Source organism: Anabaena sp. TISTR 8404 (genome assembly GCF_056847745.1).
The window spans coordinates 5,107,472-5,126,419 of sequence record NZ_CP180578.1; the positions used below are offsets into that span (position 1 = coordinate 5,107,472).

Genomic DNA, 18,948 nt, shown 5'->3' on the forward strand with positions numbered 1-18,948 from the left:
GGCGGTTGTAGGATTTACGGTTTGTATATAGATTTTCTGCTAAATCAGTTAACACTACCAAATCTTACTTAAATTTAAAACAAACCCAGGTAATACAGGCTCACCGCTTACAGTTTCAGGATTTTCTAAAGTTTCTACAGGTACACCAGGACGATAAATATAGACTCGGCGATGCTTGCGGTCAATTAGCCAGCCTAGTTGCACTCCTGGCTCCTTCATGTATTCTGCCATTTTTTCTTGCAAGGGCTTGAGGTTGTCAGAAGGAGACCTGAGTTCAATAATAAAATTTGGGCAGATAGGTGCAAATTTTTGTTTTTGTTCTGGAGTCAAACTATCCCAGCGTTCTAGTTTTATCCAAGAAGCATCAGGAGAGCGTTCTGCACCAGTTGACAGCTTAAACCCCGTGCTAGAGTCAAAACAAATACCTGTACCATCTTGTTCTGACCAAACTCCTAGTTGTACAGCTACATTGAAGTTACGATTACCCGTCTCCGAACCAGTGGGTGGCATAATTGATATCTCTCCAAATTGATTGCGCTCAATACGTAAGTCACGATTAATCTGACAGAATTCAAAAAACTGTTCGTCAGTCATTTGCATTGATGGCGGAATTCTCACTACTAAAGGCGATGAAAGCATAGTAATTTTCTCCTAAGTTGCAGCCTCAGCGCTCAACTTTATTTTTTATTTTTACGCAAACCATCGTTATCAGGAGGAACATTTATCAGCCTCTTATGTTCTTCATTGCTAATCATTTAACTAAAAAAATACTACTTAATAAAACTCAAGAATAATAGTTGCATTATTGTTTTTACCAATCATTTCTGGAATGCTAACGGATTTTATGGGATCTAATTTCTAACTTAAGTTTCACAAGCGAAAATACCCAAAACCGTAATATCACTGGAGTTTGTAAGCTTTTTTGTAGGTTAATATACACAGTGATTGGCTTTTGAGTGCCGATATCATTTCTTTGTTCTCAACGGAGTAAACACTAATGAAATCTGAAGAAGATCACCGTCAAGAACTAGAACAACGAGAACGCATACTGCGCGAAAGAGAAGTTGAATTACGACTTCGAGAAATGGAAGCTAACATTCATAATTCTCAAGCACCTTTTTATCAAACGGTGAAGCATCGGCCAGAAGATTCTCAAAAACCTTGGGTAAAAAAAGCTATCTTCGCCGGAAAGTTATTTGCTTTGGGTGTGGCGGCGCTGGTTGCTGCAAAAATAGCCTCAGCGGTTGCTGGTGTAATTATTTTGGCAGCACTGGTATGGATGTCTTACAAATTATTTTTTGAATCACCGAGAAAGAATCCTTAATTAGGGTATTATTTTCATGAGTAATCAAGTATTAACTGACCAATTTCTGAAAGATTTAGAGCGCGTAGCTCAAGTACGTTCAGATATTTCTATATATTTGAATAATCTAGCTGAAACAATCACCAAAGCAGAGTTAGCTGGAGACTCTTCATCAGGAAAACTAAGCTTAGAACGCAATATTGAAGATATTACATTAGCTAGTAAAAATCTCCGTCAAGGTGTATTTCGCCTTTTGGTATTAGGCGATATGAAGCGGGGTAAAAGTACATTTTTGAATGCTTTAATTGGGGAAAATCTTTTACCGAGTGATGTTAATCCTTGTACTGCTGTCTTAACAATTTTACGCTATGGCCCAGAAAAGAAAGTTACCATTCATTTTAATGATGGTAAAAGTCCACAGCAGCTAGATTTTCAAAGTTTTAAGTATAAATATACTATTGACCCAGCAGAAGCGAAAAAATTAGAACAGGAGAAAAAGCAAGCATTTCCTGATGTTGATTATGCAGTTATTGAGTATCCTTTAGCATTACTGGAAAAGGGAATTGAAATTGTTGATAGTCCTGGATTGAATGATACAGAAGCACGAAATGAATTATCTTTGGGTTATGTGAATAACTGTCATGCAATTTTATTTGTGATGAGAGCTTCACAACCCTGTACTTTAGGAGAGCGACGCTATTTAGAAAATTACATTAAAGGTCGGGGGTTGTCTGTTTTCTTCTTAATTAACGCGTGGGATCAGGTAAAAGAATCATTGATTGACCCTGATGATACTGAAGAGTTGAAAGCAGCAGAAGATAGACTCAGACAAGTATTTAAGGCTAATTTGGCTGATTATTGTTATGTAGACGGTCAAGATATTTATGATGAGCGGGTGTTTGAGATTTCGTCAATACAAGCACTCAGACGGCGGTTGAAAAATCCCCAAGCTGATTTGAGTGGAACTGGCTTTCCTGAGTTTATGGGTGCTATTAATACTTTTCTTACCAGAGAACGGGCGATCGCAGAACTCCGTCAAGTTAGAACTTTAGCCAGACAAGCTTGTAACCATACCCGCGAAGCCATAGATAGACGCATACCTTTACTCGACCAAGATGTCGAAGAACTAAAAAAACGCATTGAGTCAGTAGAACCAGAATTTAACAAACTCACTGGTATCCGTGACCAATTTCAAAAAGAAATTATCAACACCAGAGATACCCAAGCGCGAGGAATATCAGAATCATTTCGCAGCTATGTTTTAAACTTAGGTAACACCTTTGAAAGCGATTTCTTACGCTATCAACCAGAGCTAAATTTGTTAGATTTCCTCAGCAGTGGTAAACGTGAAGCCTTTAATGCTGCATTGCAAAAAGCTTTTGAACAATATATCACTGATAAATCGGCTGCTTGGACTTTAACGGCTGAGAAAGATATTGATGCAGCATTTAAAAACCTATCTCGTAGTGCTGCACAATATGGTGCTTCTTACAATAAAATCACAGACGAAATCACCAAAAAACTTACAGGACAAGAAGTCAAAGTTAACGCACACGCTACGACAGAAGATGATAACTCTCCAGGTTGGGCAAAATGGGCAATGGGGTTGTTATCTTTAACTAAAGGAAACTTAGCTGGAGTCGCATTAGCTGGTGCAGGATTTGATTGGAAAAATATTCTGCTCAATTATTTTACTGTCATTGGTATAGGTGGCGTAATTACAGCAATCACAGGTTTTATGCTTGGGCCAATTGGTTTTGCATTACTCGGCTTAGGAGTAGGCTTTTTACAAGCAGATCAAGCGCGTAAAGAGTTAGTTAAAACTGCCAAAAAAGAGTTAGTCAGATACTTACCACATATCGCTCACGAGCAATCACAAACTGTATATAATGCAGTTAAAGAGTGTTTCGACTCTTACGAAAAAGAAGTGAGTCAAAGAATTAACGATGATATTACTTCTCGCAAATCTGAGTTAGATAATTTAGTTAAGCAAAAAGAAACACGCGAAATTAATCGTGAGAGTGAGTTGAAGCGGTTAAAAACTTTGCAAGAAGATGTAATAGCTCAATTGCAAAAAATTGAAGCTTCCTATAGTAATCTACTCGCTTACTATAGTTGAATTAGATAAATGAACCACAGATATACAAAGATAATTCATCTTTATGTATCTGTGGTTTTCAAATACTCTTAAATTAAAAAAAACTCCGCGTAACTTTGCGTTACAACAAAGCTACTCTAAATTTAGATGCAGATAATCATCAGGAAAATATGTCAAAGCAGGATGAAAATTGCCAAAAACTAGCTACCTCTCTCAAATATGCATCTGAATTACTAAATTTAGAACGCACATCACAACTGTATCAAGATATAAATTTTATCTGTAATTATCTAACTAACCCTAATTTTAGAATTGCAGTATTTGGCCCTTTTAATCATGGCAAGTCTACCTTACTCAATGCCATCTTGGGAACACGCACTTTACCAATTGATTTAATTCCGACAACAGGCGCAGCAATTACTGTTAAGTATGGTAGTAATGTGCGTACCCGCATTATGTTGGCTGATGGTACAGAAGTTTATCGTAATGGGACAGAAATTTTACAGCAATTTGCTATTCTTGATGGCAACAGACAGATGCGAAAAGATGTGGTGTCTGTTGAAGTATTTTGTCCCCATACTTTTTTAGAAACTGGTGTAGAGTTTCTTGATTTACCAGGAACAAATGACAGAGATGCACAAGATAATTTAGTTAGAGAACAATTACTTGGTGCAGATTTAGTTGTGCAATTACTAGATGCACGCAAATTGATGACATTGGGTGAAAGAGAAAACTTGCGAGATTGGTTATTAGATAGAGGAATTAAAACTGTTATTTTTGTTGCTAATTTTTTAAACTTACTGGAACCAGAAGAGCAAAAACAAGTTCAAAACCGTTTGTTATTTGTAGCAGAAAGTTTTCGCGCCGAATTACCTGCGGGTTTTAGCAATTTATATCGGGTTGATGCTTTACCAGCTTTAAGAGCTAGACTAAAGGGTGATGTTGCGGCTGCAAATAGTAGTGGCTTAGTGGCGTTTGAAACTGCTTTGCAAAATATTGTTGGGATTTTACAGCAAAATCGTGGGGGTGTGAAGTTACCGAGAGTGCAGGTGATCGCATCTCAACTCCAACAAGCATTAAAATCTAAAATTGACCCGATTTATACTGAAATTCAAACATATACTGACAAGCAAAACGCTAAAATTGAAATTAAACAAAAAGCTATTAATTTAATCCAAACAGGTTTTGATAAAAGTATTTCTGAGTTAGGTGATTGGTTGAGTTTACCCAAACTTTTAGCAAAATATCAAGCTGATGCCGCAGTTGCTTTAGCAGAAAACAATTTTAAAACTTGGCAGACAAATACTTTAAAAAAAGACTTAACTGATTTGCAACTAGCTGTAGTTAAATGGCTATATCAAGCTTACGAATTTTTTCAAGCAGAACGACCAGAAGATTTATTCATTCCATTTCCTAGCGAACCACAAATCAAGTTACCTCCCAAGCCAGATAATACTGGTAACTTGAGCGAAACAGGTTCCATCGCGATTGGAAGCGGTATTGGTTGGGTTTTAGGCGGCCCTGTGGGTGCGGCTGTGGCTGGGAGTATTTCTTATTTATTAAATAAAAATATCCAAAAGCAAGAAGAAAAATCAACAAACGAATCTTATCATCAGCAAGTTGCTAAACTTTGCATCGATGCAACAGAAAATTATTTCTCTCAGCTTAGTCACCAAGGTTTAGCTATATTAGAAGAATATGATAAAAAATCTCAAAGAGTAATTCGCTTAGAAATAACTCCAGAAACACCAGAAATATTGCAGAAACGCGAAGAATTTCAAGTCTTACAAACTGCTTTTCATCAATTACTGCGAGAGTTAGAACAAGCTAATATCCCTTCAAGCTATCAACCTTATCAAGATATAGCCAAGGCGAAAGTACCATCTACACAAACTTCTCAAAAACAGAGAGTTTATCGTTACACGCCTAAAACTCAGCCAGAAAATACTACTACCAAAACTCAAACAAAAGTAGAACCGCCCCGCCAACAAGTTTATTCACCGCCGCCACCACCAAAAGCTGCACCACCTTCTCCTAAACCCGAAGAGTTAGAAACTAAATTTCGTGCTTGGGAATTAGATGAAGAAATCGCGCAAATGAAAGCACAAATGCGTTCTCCTGGTTATCAAAATGGTAAGCAGCAGACTCATCAAAATACACAAGCATCAAAACCACCCCAAAGCCAAACTGAAAAAGATAAAATTTCTCATGCTTATAAAATTTTAGGAGTACCACAAAATGCGGCTTTTGCTGATATTAAACAGGCTTATAAAACTTTAGTCAAAAAATGGCACCCTGATTTATTTGTTAACCAACCTCAAATGCAAAAACAAGCGCAAGAAAAAATGCGTTTGTTTAATGAAGCTTATACTGTTTTATCTAATAAAAATTAGGAATATATAAAAGGTAAAAGTAAAAAGGCAAAAGTAACAAGAAACTACTCATTTACCATTTTTACTTTTTACTTGAGTGGGGTGTGGGGAAGAAATCACCGACCACAAAAAACCGGGATAAACCCGGTATAAATTTATATTATGATTACACGCGAACTGTTAACGAAACTGTGGTTGTGAGCATTTGAAGGAGTCGCCAAGAGACAAGCGATCGCCTGATAATATCAATTACCGCTTGTTCCTGAAAAGAAGAAGCCTGTTCATCCAGCACTACCTGTCTCACTCGTCCCTGATTTATCTGCAACTCAAATACTAAATCGCCACTGCAATCTGTATGTAATGGGATAGATTCTAAATACTGAGTCAGAAGTGCAACCATCTGCTTATTCAATCCTGTTACACTCACAACTTGTAAATTCTGGACAGGAGCAATTCTCGATACAAAGTTGTCTGCATCTGTTAAGTCTACATCCTCAAGACTTTCATCAAAAGCACGGTATGGGAAGACAATTTTCTGTTCTTCAACAGGTGACATTCCAGGTGGTGGTGCGGGAGGAGACATCGCCGCTTGGGGTGATGGTGCAGAGGGTAGAAATCTTCTGCGTGTCAAAAACTCAGGTACATCTGATGTCGCCTTTACCTTTTTGGGAGCAGCACTAACAGCACTCCCGAAAATACCTTGATAGTTGATACCTTCAGGCATTTCTACGGGTACCTGGATCGAAATCGTATCTTCATTCGGTTTAACTCGTACATCATCACTTACAGCCACAAAAGCTGTATATTGCGATAACAGTTGATAAGTCAAAGCTGTATCCGTCACGGCTTGCACGCCTAACTTAGTTTCACCATGTACTATTTGATTCATCAATTCCTTGATGCGGGAACGTCCCCAAAGTTGAGCAATAGCGGGATTCCCAGTTTCCTCAAAGTTCAGGTTAAAGGTATCCTGATAACGTTTACCACCCGCAGTAATTCCCGTAATGTGCAGTTTTCCCGCAAGCGCATCTGGCTTCTTACCAAATAACACTAACGGCTGTTCAGCAAATAAATCTGGTGGGTTGGAAGGATAGATAATTGAGGACTCGCCATCACCTTCCCATTGCAAATTAATGTTAGCGAGAACAGGATTATTGATTTGACGGTAGAATTTTTCGACTACCTCATCAGTTGGTTCGTCATGGCGAATGATGTGAGATATACCCCTTCCTAATTCTGCGATGCGGTTGAGTAAAAACCGATTCACCGAACTACCTGCACCAAAGCTGTAGAGACGGTTTCCTGGTTGGAGATGTTGTTGCACTTCGGAAAGAATTTGGTTTTCGTTGCCGATATAACCATCAGTTAACAGTACAATACTCCGCAAACGTCCGGGATCTGTGACGGGGAAATTCAAGACAGCACGAATCCCGCGTAACATCTCCGTACCACCATTAGCACTCAATTGATGAATATAATTGATGGCTCGTGTGCGATTTTGGGAATTATTGGCGAGAGGAACAGGCGACAGTTGCCGAGTAGTATCTGAGAAATCAATAATACTGAAGGTGTCATCAGGGTTGAGTCCATTGATAAAGCGGCGCATCAATTCTTGACATTGCATCAGTGGCGCACCCATCTGGGAACCAGAAGTATCGATGAGAAATACTATATCTTTGGGAACAAGCTGATCCTGACGGTATTGAAGCGCAGGAATTAGATATAGTGCAAAATGTCCACCCCGTTCATCTGCTTGGGTGAGTACGGTGGCTTGGGTAGAGTCGCCTGCTACTTGATAGCGTAAAATCAAGTCTTTGTTAGGAATTGTGTCTCCACCTGCTAATTTCACCAACACCCGCTTCCCTTCATAAGCTATCTGGAGTTGATGAGAAGGAGACTGCACATCCTGAATCTCAACTCCCGCATCAATTGCGATCGCCACATTAATATCATGAGGGGAGCGAGTACCCGATGGGAGGATAGGTGCATTCAACCGTGAAGCATCGGGAACTATATCCGTATCTTGATTTTGAATCATGGGTGCAGCCGCCGAACCAACACCGCCTGCGTTTTCCTCAATCGGTATCCCTGGAATGTAACGTGGCCCTACCACCATCGGGAAGACAAACTCGTAATTACCAGCCGTAAATTTCAAGCTTTCAGAGTAACGAATAATTACATCAATTTGCTCACCAGGTTGAATGTTGGCGAGGGATTGGGTGAAAATATTGTCGCGTTCTTGTTCTAACAATCCGGCGGTGCGTCCTTGTTCTTTTGCTTCTTCGTAGATTTGCTGTGCTTCTTGGCGTTTTTTAATACTACCTTTGATAGTCTTGTCGCCAATCCGAATTAGCATATCATCAACAGCTGCCTCATCAGGTAGCGGAAAAATATAGACAGCTTCAAGTGTAGTTATAAAGGGATTTTCAAAACTTTGAGTAACTTCCACCCGCGAGATATTCCCAGCAATTTTGGCTTGCACTTCAGTATGTTTAAGGGGGAAAGCTATTTGCTGTTGTTCAGGTGTTTGAACATATAAGCCACCAGCTCCAGCTTGGCGTTCTAGAGTTTGAGTCATATCTTTTACTTCACGCTTTTATGTTATGTCTCTAGCGTAGGCGTGTTTATTTGCCAGATATGCTCTGTTTTGTGTTCAGTTGATGCTCAGTGGTTGGTTCACTGCGAAATATCGCTGATTAGTAGAATGTTAATTATCATAGATTAGCTTGACTTATAATTTTTGGTTAAATATTATACACTATTAATACTAATAGAAAAACTTCATGGCTAAAGTTAATTTAGATGCTTTGATTCCACGGGAAGATTTTGAAGTAGAAGAAAATATCAATTCTGGTACAAAAAAAGACAGAATTGATATTGATGATATCAAAGCAGATTCATTTTTCTTTACAAACATCCGCAAACCAGATTTCCAAAGAGAAACAAACGAATGGGATAAACTCAAAGTCTGTGAATTTATTAAAAGTTTTATTGAGGGTGATTTAATACCAGCTATTATTTTGTGGCGAAGTAAAGGTGGCTATTTATTTGTAATTGACGGTAGCCATAGATTGAGTGCTTTGTCTGCTTGGGTAAATGATGATTATGGTGATGGTAAGATATCAAAGCTCTTTTATGATGGAGTCATTCCTGATGAACAAATCAAGGTCGCTGACGAAACACGAAAATTAGTTAACAAAACAGTCGGCTCCTACGAAGATTTTAGATTAGCTCTTACACGACCTGATAAAGTTAAACCGGAAGTTGTCAAATATACAAAAAATCTAGGAGCATTAGCAATACAGCTTCAATGGGTTGAAGGTGATGCAAGTAAAGCAGAAAGCTCATTTTTTAAAATTAATCAGCAAGCTGCACCAATTGATAAAACTGAACTAAAACTTCTAGAATCTAGAAGAAAACCTAATAGCATTGCAGCACGGGCAATAATTAGAAGTGGCAGAGGTCATAAGTATTGGTCATCTTTTCCAGATGAAATCCAAAACCAAATACAAGGAATAGCTAAAGAGATTAATGAGATACTGTTTGAACCCAAATTGCATAATACTATAAAAACTTTGGATATACCAATGGGAGGAAAACTATATTCTTCTCAAACACTACCGCTAATTTTAGATTTTGTGAATATTGTTAATAATATAGACTTTAATAATAAAGGAGTTAATGATGACACAGCAGGTGAAACAACAATACAAATTCTGAAGAATGTCAGAAAAATTTCATATAGACTCAATGGTAATCATCCTTCATCTTTAGGATTGCACCCTATTGTATATTTTTATTCAAAAGAAGGAAGGCATAGAACCGTATCTTTACTCGCTATTGTTGATTTTGTTATGGAACTGGATAAACGCAAAAAAATCAATGACTTCATTGAAGTTAGGGAAAAATTTGAAGAATTTCTCATTGATAACGATTATTTGATTCAGCAGATATATGTCAAATATAGGTCTGTACAAAAGAGTTATAAATATCTATCTGTCTTCTTTCAAGAGATAGTAAATCATTTAAAACTAGGACAAACAATAGATGATACGATACAGAATATCACGTCTAAAAGTGATTTTAACTATTTAAATCTTCGTCAGGTAAATCAACAAATTAATTCATCAGAAAAAGACTTTGATAGCAATAAAAAAAGTGAAATTTATATAAGAAGTACATTACCTAGCGCACCTAGATGTCAGATTTGTCGAGGTCTTATCCATAGGAACTCAATTTCAATTGATCATATACAACGTAAAGAAGATGGTGGCTTGGCAACTATAGATAATGGACAGCTAACACATCCATACTGTAATACAGGATATAAAAATTAAGTAATAAAAGCATTTGGGTGTGTTAGTATATCCTACAAAATCTGTTAGAGCAAAGATGAAAGCGATCGAAGTAACTGGCAAAATTGATGCTCAAGGAAATTTAATTTTAGATGAGCCGATTCAAGGAACAAATTACCCTCATCAAGTACGAGTAATTGTGTTAATTCCAGAACAGGTAGAAACAGAAGAGTTTGACCCAGATGATACACCTGTTGAGGAGATTAAAGCCAGCTTGAGGAGAGCCTTACAACAAGCAAAAGCAGGACAACGCATACCTTTATCCCAAATGTGGGAGGGTATCGATGCCGAATGAACAGCCCTCGGTGTTCATAGATTTAACTCCTGAATGTAAACAAAATTTGCGTGATCTTGCCAAAAGATTTCGCAACATTCGCTCTGATGTTCAGCTGATTATCGAGCAGTTACAACAGGGTAACTTTGTAGGCGATAGAATTGGCGGATTTGGAGAAGAATACTTTGTTTACAAGGTCAGAGTTCGCAACAGTAATATCCAGAAAGGTAAAAGTGCTGGATACCGACTGATTTATCAAGTTGAATCACCAACAAGTATTTTGTTGCTAACAATTTATTCTAAATCTGACCGAGAAGATATTAGCGCTAATGAAATTCGAGATATTCTGACTGATTTTTATGGTGAGTCAGGTTAATACCAGAATATAAACTGCATTTTAGCGATCACAGGCATCGCTACCCCTAAAATCCCTAGCCAGCCGTCTGTTAAGCCAAAATAGAGGCAATCTGCTCAGTTAACAGATATATGTCAAACTCGCTCAAAGCATCAACGGCTGGACTGGCAATTGTAGACAAGGCGCGAAAACGTCTTGGCTGGACTAAAACCAGCACGGCGCGGTGGTGGCAAGATGCTCACACTTCTAGAGCAACTTTACGGCGATTTTGGCAAGGCGATCGCATTCAACAAGAAATTTTCATCGCTATCTGTCAAGCTGTTGGCATTAACAAGTGGGAAAGTATTGCAGAAACCTCTAATGCAGACTTCGAGGAACTCTCTACACAATACCTTGACTGGGATGAAGCACCTGATATCGAAAATTTTTATGGACGCAACCAAGAATTAACTCAATTAGAACAATGGATTTTAGGCGATCGCTGTAAATTAATTACTATTACAGGCATTGCTGGCATTGGTAAAACGGCTCTGGCACTAGCTTTAGCTGACCGCATTCAGTTACAATTTGAAGGCTTAATTTGGCGATCGCTTCATTCTGCACCATCTCTAGTTTCCCTGCTAGATGCACTTCTCAACACCTTTGATCAAACTGCTGTTCGTGATACTCCACAAGACACAGCAAAACTTATCCATCAACTGCAAAAGCGTCGGTGTTTGTTGATTCTGGATAGTTTGGATGAGTCAGAAAACCTCAGCCACTATCATCAATTTATTCAGCAACTAAGCCGCGCTCATCATCAAAGTTGCATTCTCCTTACCAGTCGTGAGCAACCAAATATCATTGAATCTAATACAAAAACGGTTCGTAGTCTCCCTTTAAAAGGATTAGCAAAAGTTGCAGCTGTAGAATTATTGCAAGGCAGAGGATTCACAGGTAAAGAAATCGGACTCTCACCTCTGATTCAACTTTATCGCAGCAATCCTTTAGGATTGAAACTTGTTACGCCATTGATTCAGTCGGTGTTTGGTGGGAATATCGCCGCATTTCTCAGTCAAAATACGATAGTAATTGGCGATCGCTTGCGTGCTATCCTCAAACAACAGTTCGAGCAACTTGCCGATTTAGAACAAGATATTCTTTATTGGTTAGTAATTTGGCAACAACCAGTATCTTTCTGTCGATTACAAACTCATTTACTCATTTCTCTTGATCCAGCTACAGTTTTAGCAGCAATTGTCAGTTTGGAAAGGCGATCGCTTTTGGAAAAATGGATCTGTAGCGGTGAACCTGCTTTTACTTTACAACCACTGGTGATGAAAATTGTCACCGATGAATTAGTGGAACGTGCTGCTCAAGAGATAATTCAGGTTGTGCAGAGTCATGATATTTATAATTTTAAAATCCTGCGAACCCATTGGTTATTACGACCAGGTAGCGATGATATTGTAGGCGATCGCATTTTGCATCAACTTCAAGAACAACTGTGGCGAATTTATGGTGCAAATCTTGTGCAAACTCTTGAGGATATTTTGTTACTTTTGAAGGATAAATCTCCCTTAGCAACTGGTTACATTGCTTGCAATATTACAACTATTATTAAACGCTTAGGATAACGATATGGCTACCAAATTTTAGACATATTCAAGACAAATCCTGGTAAAAATGGATCTGCACTCACTTTGTCAGGATTCTCTAAACATTCTTCTGTTTGATCGGGACGATAAATATAAACTAGGCGATGTTTGCGGTCAATTAACCAACCTAGCTGTACCCCTGGTTCTTGCATATATTCTGTCATTTTATCTTTCAGGAGTTGGAGATTATCACTAGGCGATCGCAATTCCACCACAAAATCAGGACAAATAGGGGCAAATCTTTGTTGTTGTTCCGATGATAAATTATTCCAGCGTTCTAATTTCATCCAGGAAGCATCAGGAGAGCGTTTTGCACCAGTTGACAGCGTAAATCCTGTACTGGAACTAAACGCTATTCCTGTACCATCTTGTTCTGTCCACACCCATAATTGCCCAAATATGTTACCTTCTCGATTGCCTGTTTCTGAACCCGTGGGGGGCATAATTGAAATTTCTCCAAATTGATTGCATTCAATGCGTAAATCACGATTTATCTGACAGAACTCAAAGAATTGTTCTTCTGTCATTTGCATTGAAGGTGGCATTTGTATTAGTAGGGGAGATGAAAGCATAATGCTTCGGCAACTAGCTTTATTTTTATTCTCACGCAAAGGCGCAAAGTCGCCAAGGATAGAACTCTGCGACTTTGCGCCTTTATACGAAATTCTAACGAGACTTTTGTATACCCGGTACTGATTGCTGAATGCTTTAACTCAGCACTCATTACTTGTTAGGCTGAGGAGTTAACCGCAGATAGGGTTTAACTTCTTGATAGCCTTTGGGGAATTTTTCTTTGAGAACTTCTGGATCTTTCAGGGAGGGAACGATAACGCAATCATCACCATCTTTCCAGTCAGCTGGGGTAGCTACACTGTAGTTATCGGTAAGTTGCAGTGAATCAATTACGCGCAAAATTTCGTCAAAGTTGCGTCCGGTGCTGGGGGGGTATGTGAAGGAAAGACGCAGTTTTTTGTTGGGGTCAATGATGAATACAGAACGTACTGTTACCGCAGCGTTGGCGTTGGGGTGGATCATATCATAAAGTTCAGAAACTTTACGATCCGGATCTGCCAAAATTGGGTAGTTAAGTGAGGTATTTTGTGTTTCTTCGATGTCGCCTACCCAACCGTTGTGAGATTCTACATCATCAACGCTGAGTGCGATCGCTTTAACGTTGCGCTTGTCAAATTCGGGTTTTAGTTTCGCAACTGTGCCTAGTTCAGTAGTACAAACAGGTGTAAAGTCAGCAGGGTGAGAAAACAGCACCACCCAGCTGTCACCTGCCCATTCGTAAAAATCTATTTCGCCGTGTGTGGAGGCTTGTTTAAAGTTGGGTACTGTATCACCAAGATGGAGAGTCATGAGAGATTCCCTGTAGATAAAAAGGCAGATGTAGTCTACTTTGCCATCATCCCATAAAACATCGGTTTCCCTATCGATTTTTAGCTATTTGTTACAAAATTTTAAGTTCTTAGCAAAGCGACAGGGATAGAAGCAGTGTAACTAGATGAGGCTTGATTATTATACAGATATAATGTTTGTCTTTTACACTCAGTCAATTAACTAGAAATTAACTTTTTTATCACACAATAGAATCGGGATTCCACCAATTTATTGCAGAGATTGCTAGATTACTAATCATCCTGGGAGAAACACATGATTTGTCAAAGGTCTCGGTTCGTCACCCAACTTCTAGTAATCTCTGCTTTATTGTTAATGACAGGGTGTAACACTAACTCAAATTCCGAAGATAATTTTACCGGGTTAAAAGTCAAACTTTTGGTAGGTAGCGCCTTGGGAGACTTCTGTAACCAAGCAGCAAAAAACTTTAATGCTACACAACCAAAGCTAGATAATGGTACAGCTTTTCAAGTGAGATGCGAGGCATTGGGTAGTGGCGATGTCGTCACTGAGGTAGTTGCTTTAGCAGATCAATTGCAGAAGGGTACAGTACAAGCTGATGCACCAGATTTTCCGACGATTATTTCTCTGGATGGAGATATATATCACAGTCAGTTAATTTATCGGATGAATCAACTTTTGCCGGGAAAAAATTACATTCCAGAAATTACAGAATCCCAACTGATTGCTAACACCCCAATGGTGTTTATGGCACAAGCAGATATAGCTGCTGGCTTGCGGAAGGTGGCAGATCCTTACAAAGCTTTAGTCACAGCTAAAACTCACCGCGATATCGATCCAGCGTCACCACCTTTAACAGTCCATTATGTACATTCTGCCCCAACTCGTTCTAATTCTGGGTTGCAAACGCTAGTAGCACAATATGCCAGTGTATCGGGTAAACGTCCTGAAGAAATAACTGTGGCAGATGTGCAGAAGTTTCAACCCCAAATTCAGCAAATTCAAAGCAAAATTACTCGTTATGGCGTTTCTACCAATTCTCTCGCCCAAACAATGGTGAAGAACGGCCCCTTTTGGGCTTCAGTCGGTTCAGTGTATGAATCGAGTGTAATTGTTGCCAATTCAGGGCTACCACAAGGACAGCAGCGTTATCAGGCAGTTTATCCCAAAGCTACATTTACGTCCAATATGCGGGCAATTGTACCGAATGCACCTTGGGTAAGTGCAGAAGAAAAGGCTGCGGCGGAAAAATTTATTGCTTATTGGAAGTCGCCTGATGTCCAAAAAATTGCAACTGATTTGGGTTTACGTCCAGGAACGCCAGGGGTAGCCTTGGGTGCTAAATTTACTCCAGAATTTGGGGTTGATGCCCAAGCTAAGTATGATTCGTTGCGTCCACCAAAGCCGGAAGTTGTAGATGCAATGCTGAAATCTTGGCAGGAATCTGCGAAAAAACCGTCGTTGGTGGTGGTTGTTGTTGATTCTTCTGGGTCAATGTCAGGTGATAAATTACCTGCTGTACAAAATACTTTACAAAATTACATTAAGAACTTGGGGCCAAAAGAACAAATTGCTTTGATTGATTTTGATTCAGAAATTCGTTCACCTGTAATAGTAGATGGAACACCTCAAGGACGCGATCGCGGTTGGCAATTTATCAATGGACTCCAAGCTGATGGTGGCACAAAATTATACGATGCTGCCTTAGAAGCAAGAAATTGGCTACAAAAAAATCTGCGTAAAGATGCAATTAACGCTGTGTTGATATTAACAGATGGTGAGGATGCAGGTTCAAAAATTAAATTGAATGAGCTAGAACAAGAGTTGAAAAACAGCGGGTTTTCGACTGATCAAAGAATAGCATTTTTTACTATTGGTTATGGTAAAGAAGGTGAATTTAAACCTGATGTTTTGAAAGAAATTGCTGAGTTGAATGGAGGATATTATTCACAAGGCAATCCTGAGACAATTTTACAGTTAATGTCAAATTTACAGGTAGAATTTTAAACTTGTTTATGAAAATTGTTAATCCTTTTTATTATCCATTAGCAGTATTAGCTGGAGGAATTTCTCTATTTTTAGGCGTGCGGTTACTGCAATTTCCTAGTCTCATTATTTTACCAGTTGCTTCGGGGATCACTTTCATAAGTGCGAGTTTAATCAAATCTCGTGAGCCACAATCTTTTGAATTAGCAAACCCCGAATTAGAACGAGAAATTAATTCAGTCAAGCTTGCTGCTTTAGGATTGGTGAATCAATCAAAAAATTTGCGTTTAGAAGCCAAAAAGTTGCTAACTGATTCCTTTCACATAGAACTTTTAACAGCATTGGAAATCAATGGCGATCGCATTACTACTTTACCAAATAAAATTGATAATCTAATTTGGAATTTATATGGTAATACTTCTATCCTTTCAGTTAGTTCTTTACAGCAGCAACTAGTTGAAGTACAACAAAAACTGCATTCCAGTTCTGGTATAGCAAAAGAACATCTAACCCAATTAGCAGAAAGTCTCAAACGCAATCTCAAGTTAGCCCAAGATGGCGAAGATACACGTTTAGCCAGAATGATTAATATTTCGACTTTAATTCAAGATTGCACTGGAGTATTACAACAATTACAAACTAAATTGCGTACCTCTGACTTAAGTGAATCTCAACAAATTCATGAAATGCAATTACTCGGTAATGAACTGACTAGCTTATTAGAAAATATCGATTTATTAGTACGCAAATAATCAAAATTATGCCAGCTTCTCAACCAAAGGTACAGTCGAAATCGTCAAAAATTTTTGCTTCAGTTACTATTATTATTGCAGCATTAGGTTTGACTTACATTCCAATTCCTGCTTCACAGCGAACTGTAATTATTGTGAGTGGTACAGAACTACAAGAACCTCTGCAACAATTAGAAGCAAAATTTGAGCAAGCAAATACTAATATTAAATTAGAGTTAAAATTTCAAGGTTCTCAAGAAATAGTTAACAACTATCTTGACCAGAAAAATGATTTTAAACCGACCATATTAATTCCGGCTAATGGAGAAATTTTAACAGAATTAAGCGATCGCCTCCGCGCCACCAATCAAACCGAACCTTTTTACGAGTCTCCCCGACCATTAGCCAAAACTCTCTTAGTAGGTATCGCTTGGCCAGAACGCGGTAAAGTTTTGTTTCCCAATGGACGCTTTCAATGGTTAAGACTTGAACAAGCAATGCAAGCAGGTAACTGGGGAAAAGTTGGTGGTTCGAGTAATTGGGGTAGCTTTGATTTTGTCACCACAGACCCCACTCGGTCGAATAGTGGTCAGTTAACTTTGAACTTGTGGACACAATCAAAATTAGGTGGAAATATCAACGCCGATACTTTTAATAATTCATCGGTGCAAACACTGTTTAGTTTAATCAAAAAATCCGTTTATCAACCCCCTCGTTCTACAGATACTCTCTTGCAAGAATTTATTGTGAGAGGCCCCAACGATGCTGATGTTGCGACTGTGTATGAAAGTATAGCTTTGTATCGTTGGCAACAATCAGCCGCCAGTAAAGGCAAACCTTACCAAATTTATTATTTAGACCCCTCAATTGAAACTACAGCCACAGCCGCAATTGTCCGGCGCGACGTAGATGCAGGTACAGCCAAAGCCGCAAAGCAGTTTTTAGATTTTCTTACCCAACCAGAACAACAAGCAGTATTTGTCCAATACGGTTTTCGTTCGGTGAATAATAATGTTGATTTAAAAACTGTACCAAATAGTCCGTGGAGCCAAAATATTCCTGGTGCGGAAGTTAAGCCGAGTGTAAAAATCCTTCCACCACCTGATATTAAAGCAATTACAGAAATTCAACGCCAGTGGGAACGAGCGAATTAGTACAAAAAGTCTGAAGTATGAAATAAAGGAAAAAGAAAAGGTTCGTAAAAATCAGTTGTGAAGAATTTGCTGATAAGCTTGAATCATTTGGCGAGCGATCGCATCCCAACTAAAATGTTCTAAGGCGTATTTTTGAGCATTTTGTCCCCGGCGTTGGCATTCTTGAGGATTTTGCAAAGCTTGTTGTAATAACTCAAATAACGCTGAAACATCTGTTGTCCCTACCCATCCCGACTCACTATCACTGACTTGCTGCCAAATATGCACTTGGTCAGAGATAACTACAGGTATTCCTGCTACCATTGCCTCAGCCACTGCAATACCAAAGTTTTCGTAGTAAGAAGGCAAAACAAATAAATCAGCAGCTTGCAATAAACCAGCTTTTAACTCACCACTAACAAAGCCTGTAATGGTAGTATGCGATCGCAACGATGAATTCTCAATTTGAGTTTGAATTTTCTGTTCATAATCTGGGTCTTGAGGGTTTGTCCCAGCTAACACAAAATGAAATTTGTACCCACTATCCAACAGTTTCTCTAAAGCTGGAATCAATAAATTTAACCCTTTTTTTGGATCAATCCGCGACATAAATAGTACCAAAGGCACATCTTCCGGTATTCCTAGCTGACTGCGGATGACACTTTGATAATTTTTTTGAGTAGGTTTCACCCCCAAAGGTATCACCAAATCTCGTGTATTTGCCCCAAATCTTTCTGATATTTTGGCTTCTTGGTCGCTAGTAAAATGAATCGCCGCTGCATCTGCTAAATTGCGACGTTCAATAAGTTCTACATACAGCTTTTTCAATTGTTTTTTCTTCTGCAAATCAGCCGGGTCGAGAGTGCCTAAAGGACGCAAAATATAAGGTAATTTTTGCTGACGACAGACCATTGCTGCTGCACTACTAATAGGAGAAAATAAAGCATGAATATGTGCTAAATCAAATTCGCCAGCATAATTTTTCAGCCATTTTAGTAAATCCAGCGAAAATTTATAGCGACGAAATGGCGCACAGCGAAAGTAAATTATCTCATAACCATCTTGTTTAATTGGACGATTTAAAGGTACATCCAAAGGTTTTTGACCAGTATCACCATTACTATCAGTTGTGAGAATAGTAACTTCTACACCTTCTTTAGCCAAAGCGGGTGCTAGTCCTAATACCATTTGACTAGGGCCACCATAAATCAAAGAAATAGACGGAACGATTTGCAGTATTCGCATTTAAACTGGATATTTTTGTGTTTTTATCTTAATCCTATTGCATCAGATTACCGACTTCTTAAAGAAGTCGGGGATATTAAGAGTGCGATCGCACTTT

General features: G+C 38.7%; 15 protein-coding genes. 10 read left to right on the forward strand and 5 right to left on the reverse strand.

Annotation, left to right across the window (positions count from 1 at the left end; all coding sequences use genetic code 11):
* Positions 1–54 precede the first annotated feature (54 nt).
* On the reverse strand, positions 55–639 hold the full coding sequence (locus ACMX3D_RS22140) for a Uma2 family endonuclease (RefSeq protein WP_482747972.1): 585 nt from the start codon (positions 637–639) through the stop codon (positions 55–57).
* 358 nt (positions 640–997) lie between these two features.
* Between ACMX3D_RS22140 and ACMX3D_RS22145 the strand changes: the two genes are divergently transcribed.
* The 3 genes from ACMX3D_RS22145 to ACMX3D_RS22155 all read left to right on the forward strand — a co-directional run bounded on the left by ACMX3D_RS22145 (position 998) and on the right by ACMX3D_RS22155 (position 5,794).
* Positions 998–1,324, forward strand: coding sequence for a DUF3040 domain-containing protein (locus tag ACMX3D_RS22145; RefSeq protein WP_482747973.1), 327 nt, complete (start codon positions 998–1,000; stop codon positions 1,322–1,324).
* Positions 1,325–1,340: 16 nt separating this feature from the next.
* Complete coding sequence (locus ACMX3D_RS22150) at positions 1,341–3,422, forward strand: dynamin family protein (RefSeq protein ID WP_482747974.1); 2,082 nt, start codon at positions 1,341–1,343, stop codon at positions 3,420–3,422.
* 149 nt (positions 3,423–3,571) lie between these two features.
* Entirely contained in the window at positions 3,572–5,794 is a 2,223-nt protein-coding gene (locus ACMX3D_RS22155) for a dynamin family protein (protein WP_482747975.1), read from the forward strand.
* 145 nt (positions 5,795–5,939) lie between these two features.
* Here the strand turns inward: ACMX3D_RS22155 and ACMX3D_RS22160 are convergent, their stop codons facing one another.
* Positions 5,940–8,351, reverse strand: a complete 2,412-nt coding sequence (locus tag ACMX3D_RS22160) for a VIT domain-containing protein (RefSeq protein WP_482747976.1) — start codon at positions 8,349–8,351, stop codon at positions 5,940–5,942.
* A 205-nt stretch (positions 8,352–8,556) separates the two neighbouring features.
* On the opposite strand from ACMX3D_RS22160, the gene ACMX3D_RS22165 reads away from it, so the two are divergent.
* The 4 genes from ACMX3D_RS22165 (at position 8,557) to ACMX3D_RS22180 (ending at position 12,373) form a co-directional block, all read left to right on the forward strand.
* Positions 8,557–10,110, forward strand: coding sequence for an HNH endonuclease (locus ACMX3D_RS22165; RefSeq protein ID WP_482747977.1), 1,554 nt, complete (start codon positions 8,557–8,559; stop codon positions 10,108–10,110).
* Between the two features lie 55 nt (positions 10,111–10,165).
* The gene (locus ACMX3D_RS22170; RefSeq protein ID WP_482747978.1) at positions 10,166–10,423 is read left to right on the forward strand and encodes a type II toxin-antitoxin system RelN family antitoxin; all 258 of its coding nucleotides are present in this window, start codon (positions 10,166–10,168) and stop codon (positions 10,421–10,423) included.
* Positions 10,413–10,778, forward strand: coding sequence for a type II toxin-antitoxin system RelE/ParE family toxin (locus tag ACMX3D_RS22175; protein ID WP_482747979.1), 366 nt, complete (start codon positions 10,413–10,415; stop codon positions 10,776–10,778). The genes ACMX3D_RS22170 and ACMX3D_RS22175 overlap by 11 nt, the downstream gene beginning before the upstream one ends.
* Positions 10,779–10,888: 110 nt before the next feature.
* Entirely contained in the window at positions 10,889–12,373 is a 1,485-nt protein-coding gene (locus ACMX3D_RS22180; RefSeq protein ID WP_482747980.1) for an NB-ARC domain-containing protein, read from the forward strand.
* Between the two features lie 8 nt (positions 12,374–12,381).
* On the opposite strand, the gene ACMX3D_RS22185 is transcribed toward ACMX3D_RS22180, so the two are convergent.
* Together ACMX3D_RS22185 and ACMX3D_RS22190 are read right to left on the reverse strand one after the other, a co-directional pair.
* Positions 12,382–12,966, reverse strand: coding sequence for a Uma2 family endonuclease (locus ACMX3D_RS22185; RefSeq protein WP_482747981.1), 585 nt, complete (start codon positions 12,964–12,966; stop codon positions 12,382–12,384).
* A 151-nt stretch (positions 12,967–13,117) separates the two neighbouring features.
* Entirely contained in the window at positions 13,118–13,756 is a 639-nt protein-coding gene (locus ACMX3D_RS22190) for a peroxiredoxin (protein ID WP_482747982.1), read from the reverse strand.
* A gap of 294 nt (positions 13,757–14,050) precedes the next feature.
* On the opposite strand from ACMX3D_RS22190, the gene ACMX3D_RS22195 reads away from it, so the two are divergent.
* Genes ACMX3D_RS22195 through ACMX3D_RS22205 form a run of 3 tightly spaced genes read left to right on the forward strand, consistent with a single transcriptional unit; the run spans position 14,051 to position 17,627 of the window.
* Positions 14,051–15,763 carry an extracellular solute-binding protein gene (locus ACMX3D_RS22195; RefSeq protein WP_482747983.1) on the forward strand — a complete coding sequence of 571 codons (1,713 nt, stop codon included), beginning with the start codon at positions 14,051–14,053 and terminating at the stop codon, positions 15,761–15,763.
* 8 nt (positions 15,764–15,771) lie between these two features.
* Positions 15,772–16,494 (forward strand): hypothetical protein, encoded by a 723-nt coding sequence (locus ACMX3D_RS22200; protein ID WP_482747984.1) that lies wholly within the window; start codon positions 15,772–15,774, stop codon positions 16,492–16,494.
* A gap of 8 nt (positions 16,495–16,502) precedes the next feature.
* Positions 16,503–17,627, forward strand: a complete 1,125-nt coding sequence (locus ACMX3D_RS22205) for a substrate-binding domain-containing protein (RefSeq protein WP_482747985.1) — start codon at positions 16,503–16,505, stop codon at positions 17,625–17,627.
* A 51-nt stretch (positions 17,628–17,678) separates the two neighbouring features.
* Here the strand turns inward: ACMX3D_RS22205 and hpsP are convergent, their stop codons facing one another.
* The gene (hpsP, locus tag ACMX3D_RS22210; RefSeq protein WP_482747986.1) at positions 17,679–18,851 is read right to left on the reverse strand and encodes a hormogonium polysaccharide biosynthesis glycosyltransferase HpsP; all 1,173 of its coding nucleotides are present in this window, start codon (positions 18,849–18,851) and stop codon (positions 17,679–17,681) included.
* Positions 18,852–18,948 lie beyond the last annotated feature (97 nt).

What these genes read in the sequence shown, in the direction of transcription:
- ACMX3D_RS22140 (WP_482747972.1), bottom strand. Translation starts at nt 639, where the DNA reads ATGCTTTCATCGCCTTTAGTAGTGAGAATTCCGCCATCAATGCAAATG.
- ACMX3D_RS22170 (WP_482747978.1), top strand. Translation starts at nt 10,166, where the DNA reads ATGAAAGCGATCGAAGTAACTGGCAAAATTGATGCTCAAGGAAATTTA.
- hpsP (WP_482747986.1), bottom strand. Translation starts at nt 18,851, where the DNA reads ATGCGAATACTGCAAATCGTTCCGTCTATTTCTTTGATTTATGGTGGC.
- ACMX3D_RS22175 (WP_482747979.1), top strand. Translation starts at nt 10,413, where the DNA reads ATGCCGAATGAACAGCCCTCGGTGTTCATAGATTTAACTCCTGAATGT.
- ACMX3D_RS22155 (WP_482747975.1), top strand. Translation starts at nt 3,572, where the DNA reads ATGTCAAAGCAGGATGAAAATTGCCAAAAACTAGCTACCTCTCTCAAA.
- ACMX3D_RS22180 (WP_482747980.1), top strand. Translation starts at nt 10,889, where the DNA reads ATGTCAAACTCGCTCAAAGCATCAACGGCTGGACTGGCAATTGTAGAC.
- ACMX3D_RS22205 (WP_482747985.1), top strand. Translation starts at nt 16,503, where the DNA reads ATGCCAGCTTCTCAACCAAAGGTACAGTCGAAATCGTCAAAAATTTTT.
- ACMX3D_RS22200 (WP_482747984.1), top strand. Translation starts at nt 15,772, where the DNA reads ATGAAAATTGTTAATCCTTTTTATTATCCATTAGCAGTATTAGCTGGA.
- ACMX3D_RS22195 (WP_482747983.1), top strand. Translation starts at nt 14,051, where the DNA reads ATGATTTGTCAAAGGTCTCGGTTCGTCACCCAACTTCTAGTAATCTCT.
- ACMX3D_RS22150 (WP_482747974.1), top strand. Translation starts at nt 1,341, where the DNA reads ATGAGTAATCAAGTATTAACTGACCAATTTCTGAAAGATTTAGAGCGC.
- ACMX3D_RS22190 (WP_482747982.1), bottom strand. Translation starts at nt 13,756, where the DNA reads ATGACTCTCCATCTTGGTGATACAGTACCCAACTTTAAACAAGCCTCC.
- ACMX3D_RS22185 (WP_482747981.1), bottom strand. Translation starts at nt 12,966, where the DNA reads ATGCTTTCATCTCCCCTACTAATACAAATGCCACCTTCAATGCAAATG.
- ACMX3D_RS22145 (WP_482747973.1), top strand. Translation starts at nt 998, where the DNA reads ATGAAATCTGAAGAAGATCACCGTCAAGAACTAGAACAACGAGAACGC.
- ACMX3D_RS22165 (WP_482747977.1), top strand. Translation starts at nt 8,557, where the DNA reads ATGGCTAAAGTTAATTTAGATGCTTTGATTCCACGGGAAGATTTTGAA.
- ACMX3D_RS22160 (WP_482747976.1), bottom strand. Translation starts at nt 8,351, where the DNA reads ATGACTCAAACTCTAGAACGCCAAGCTGGAGCTGGTGGCTTATATGTT.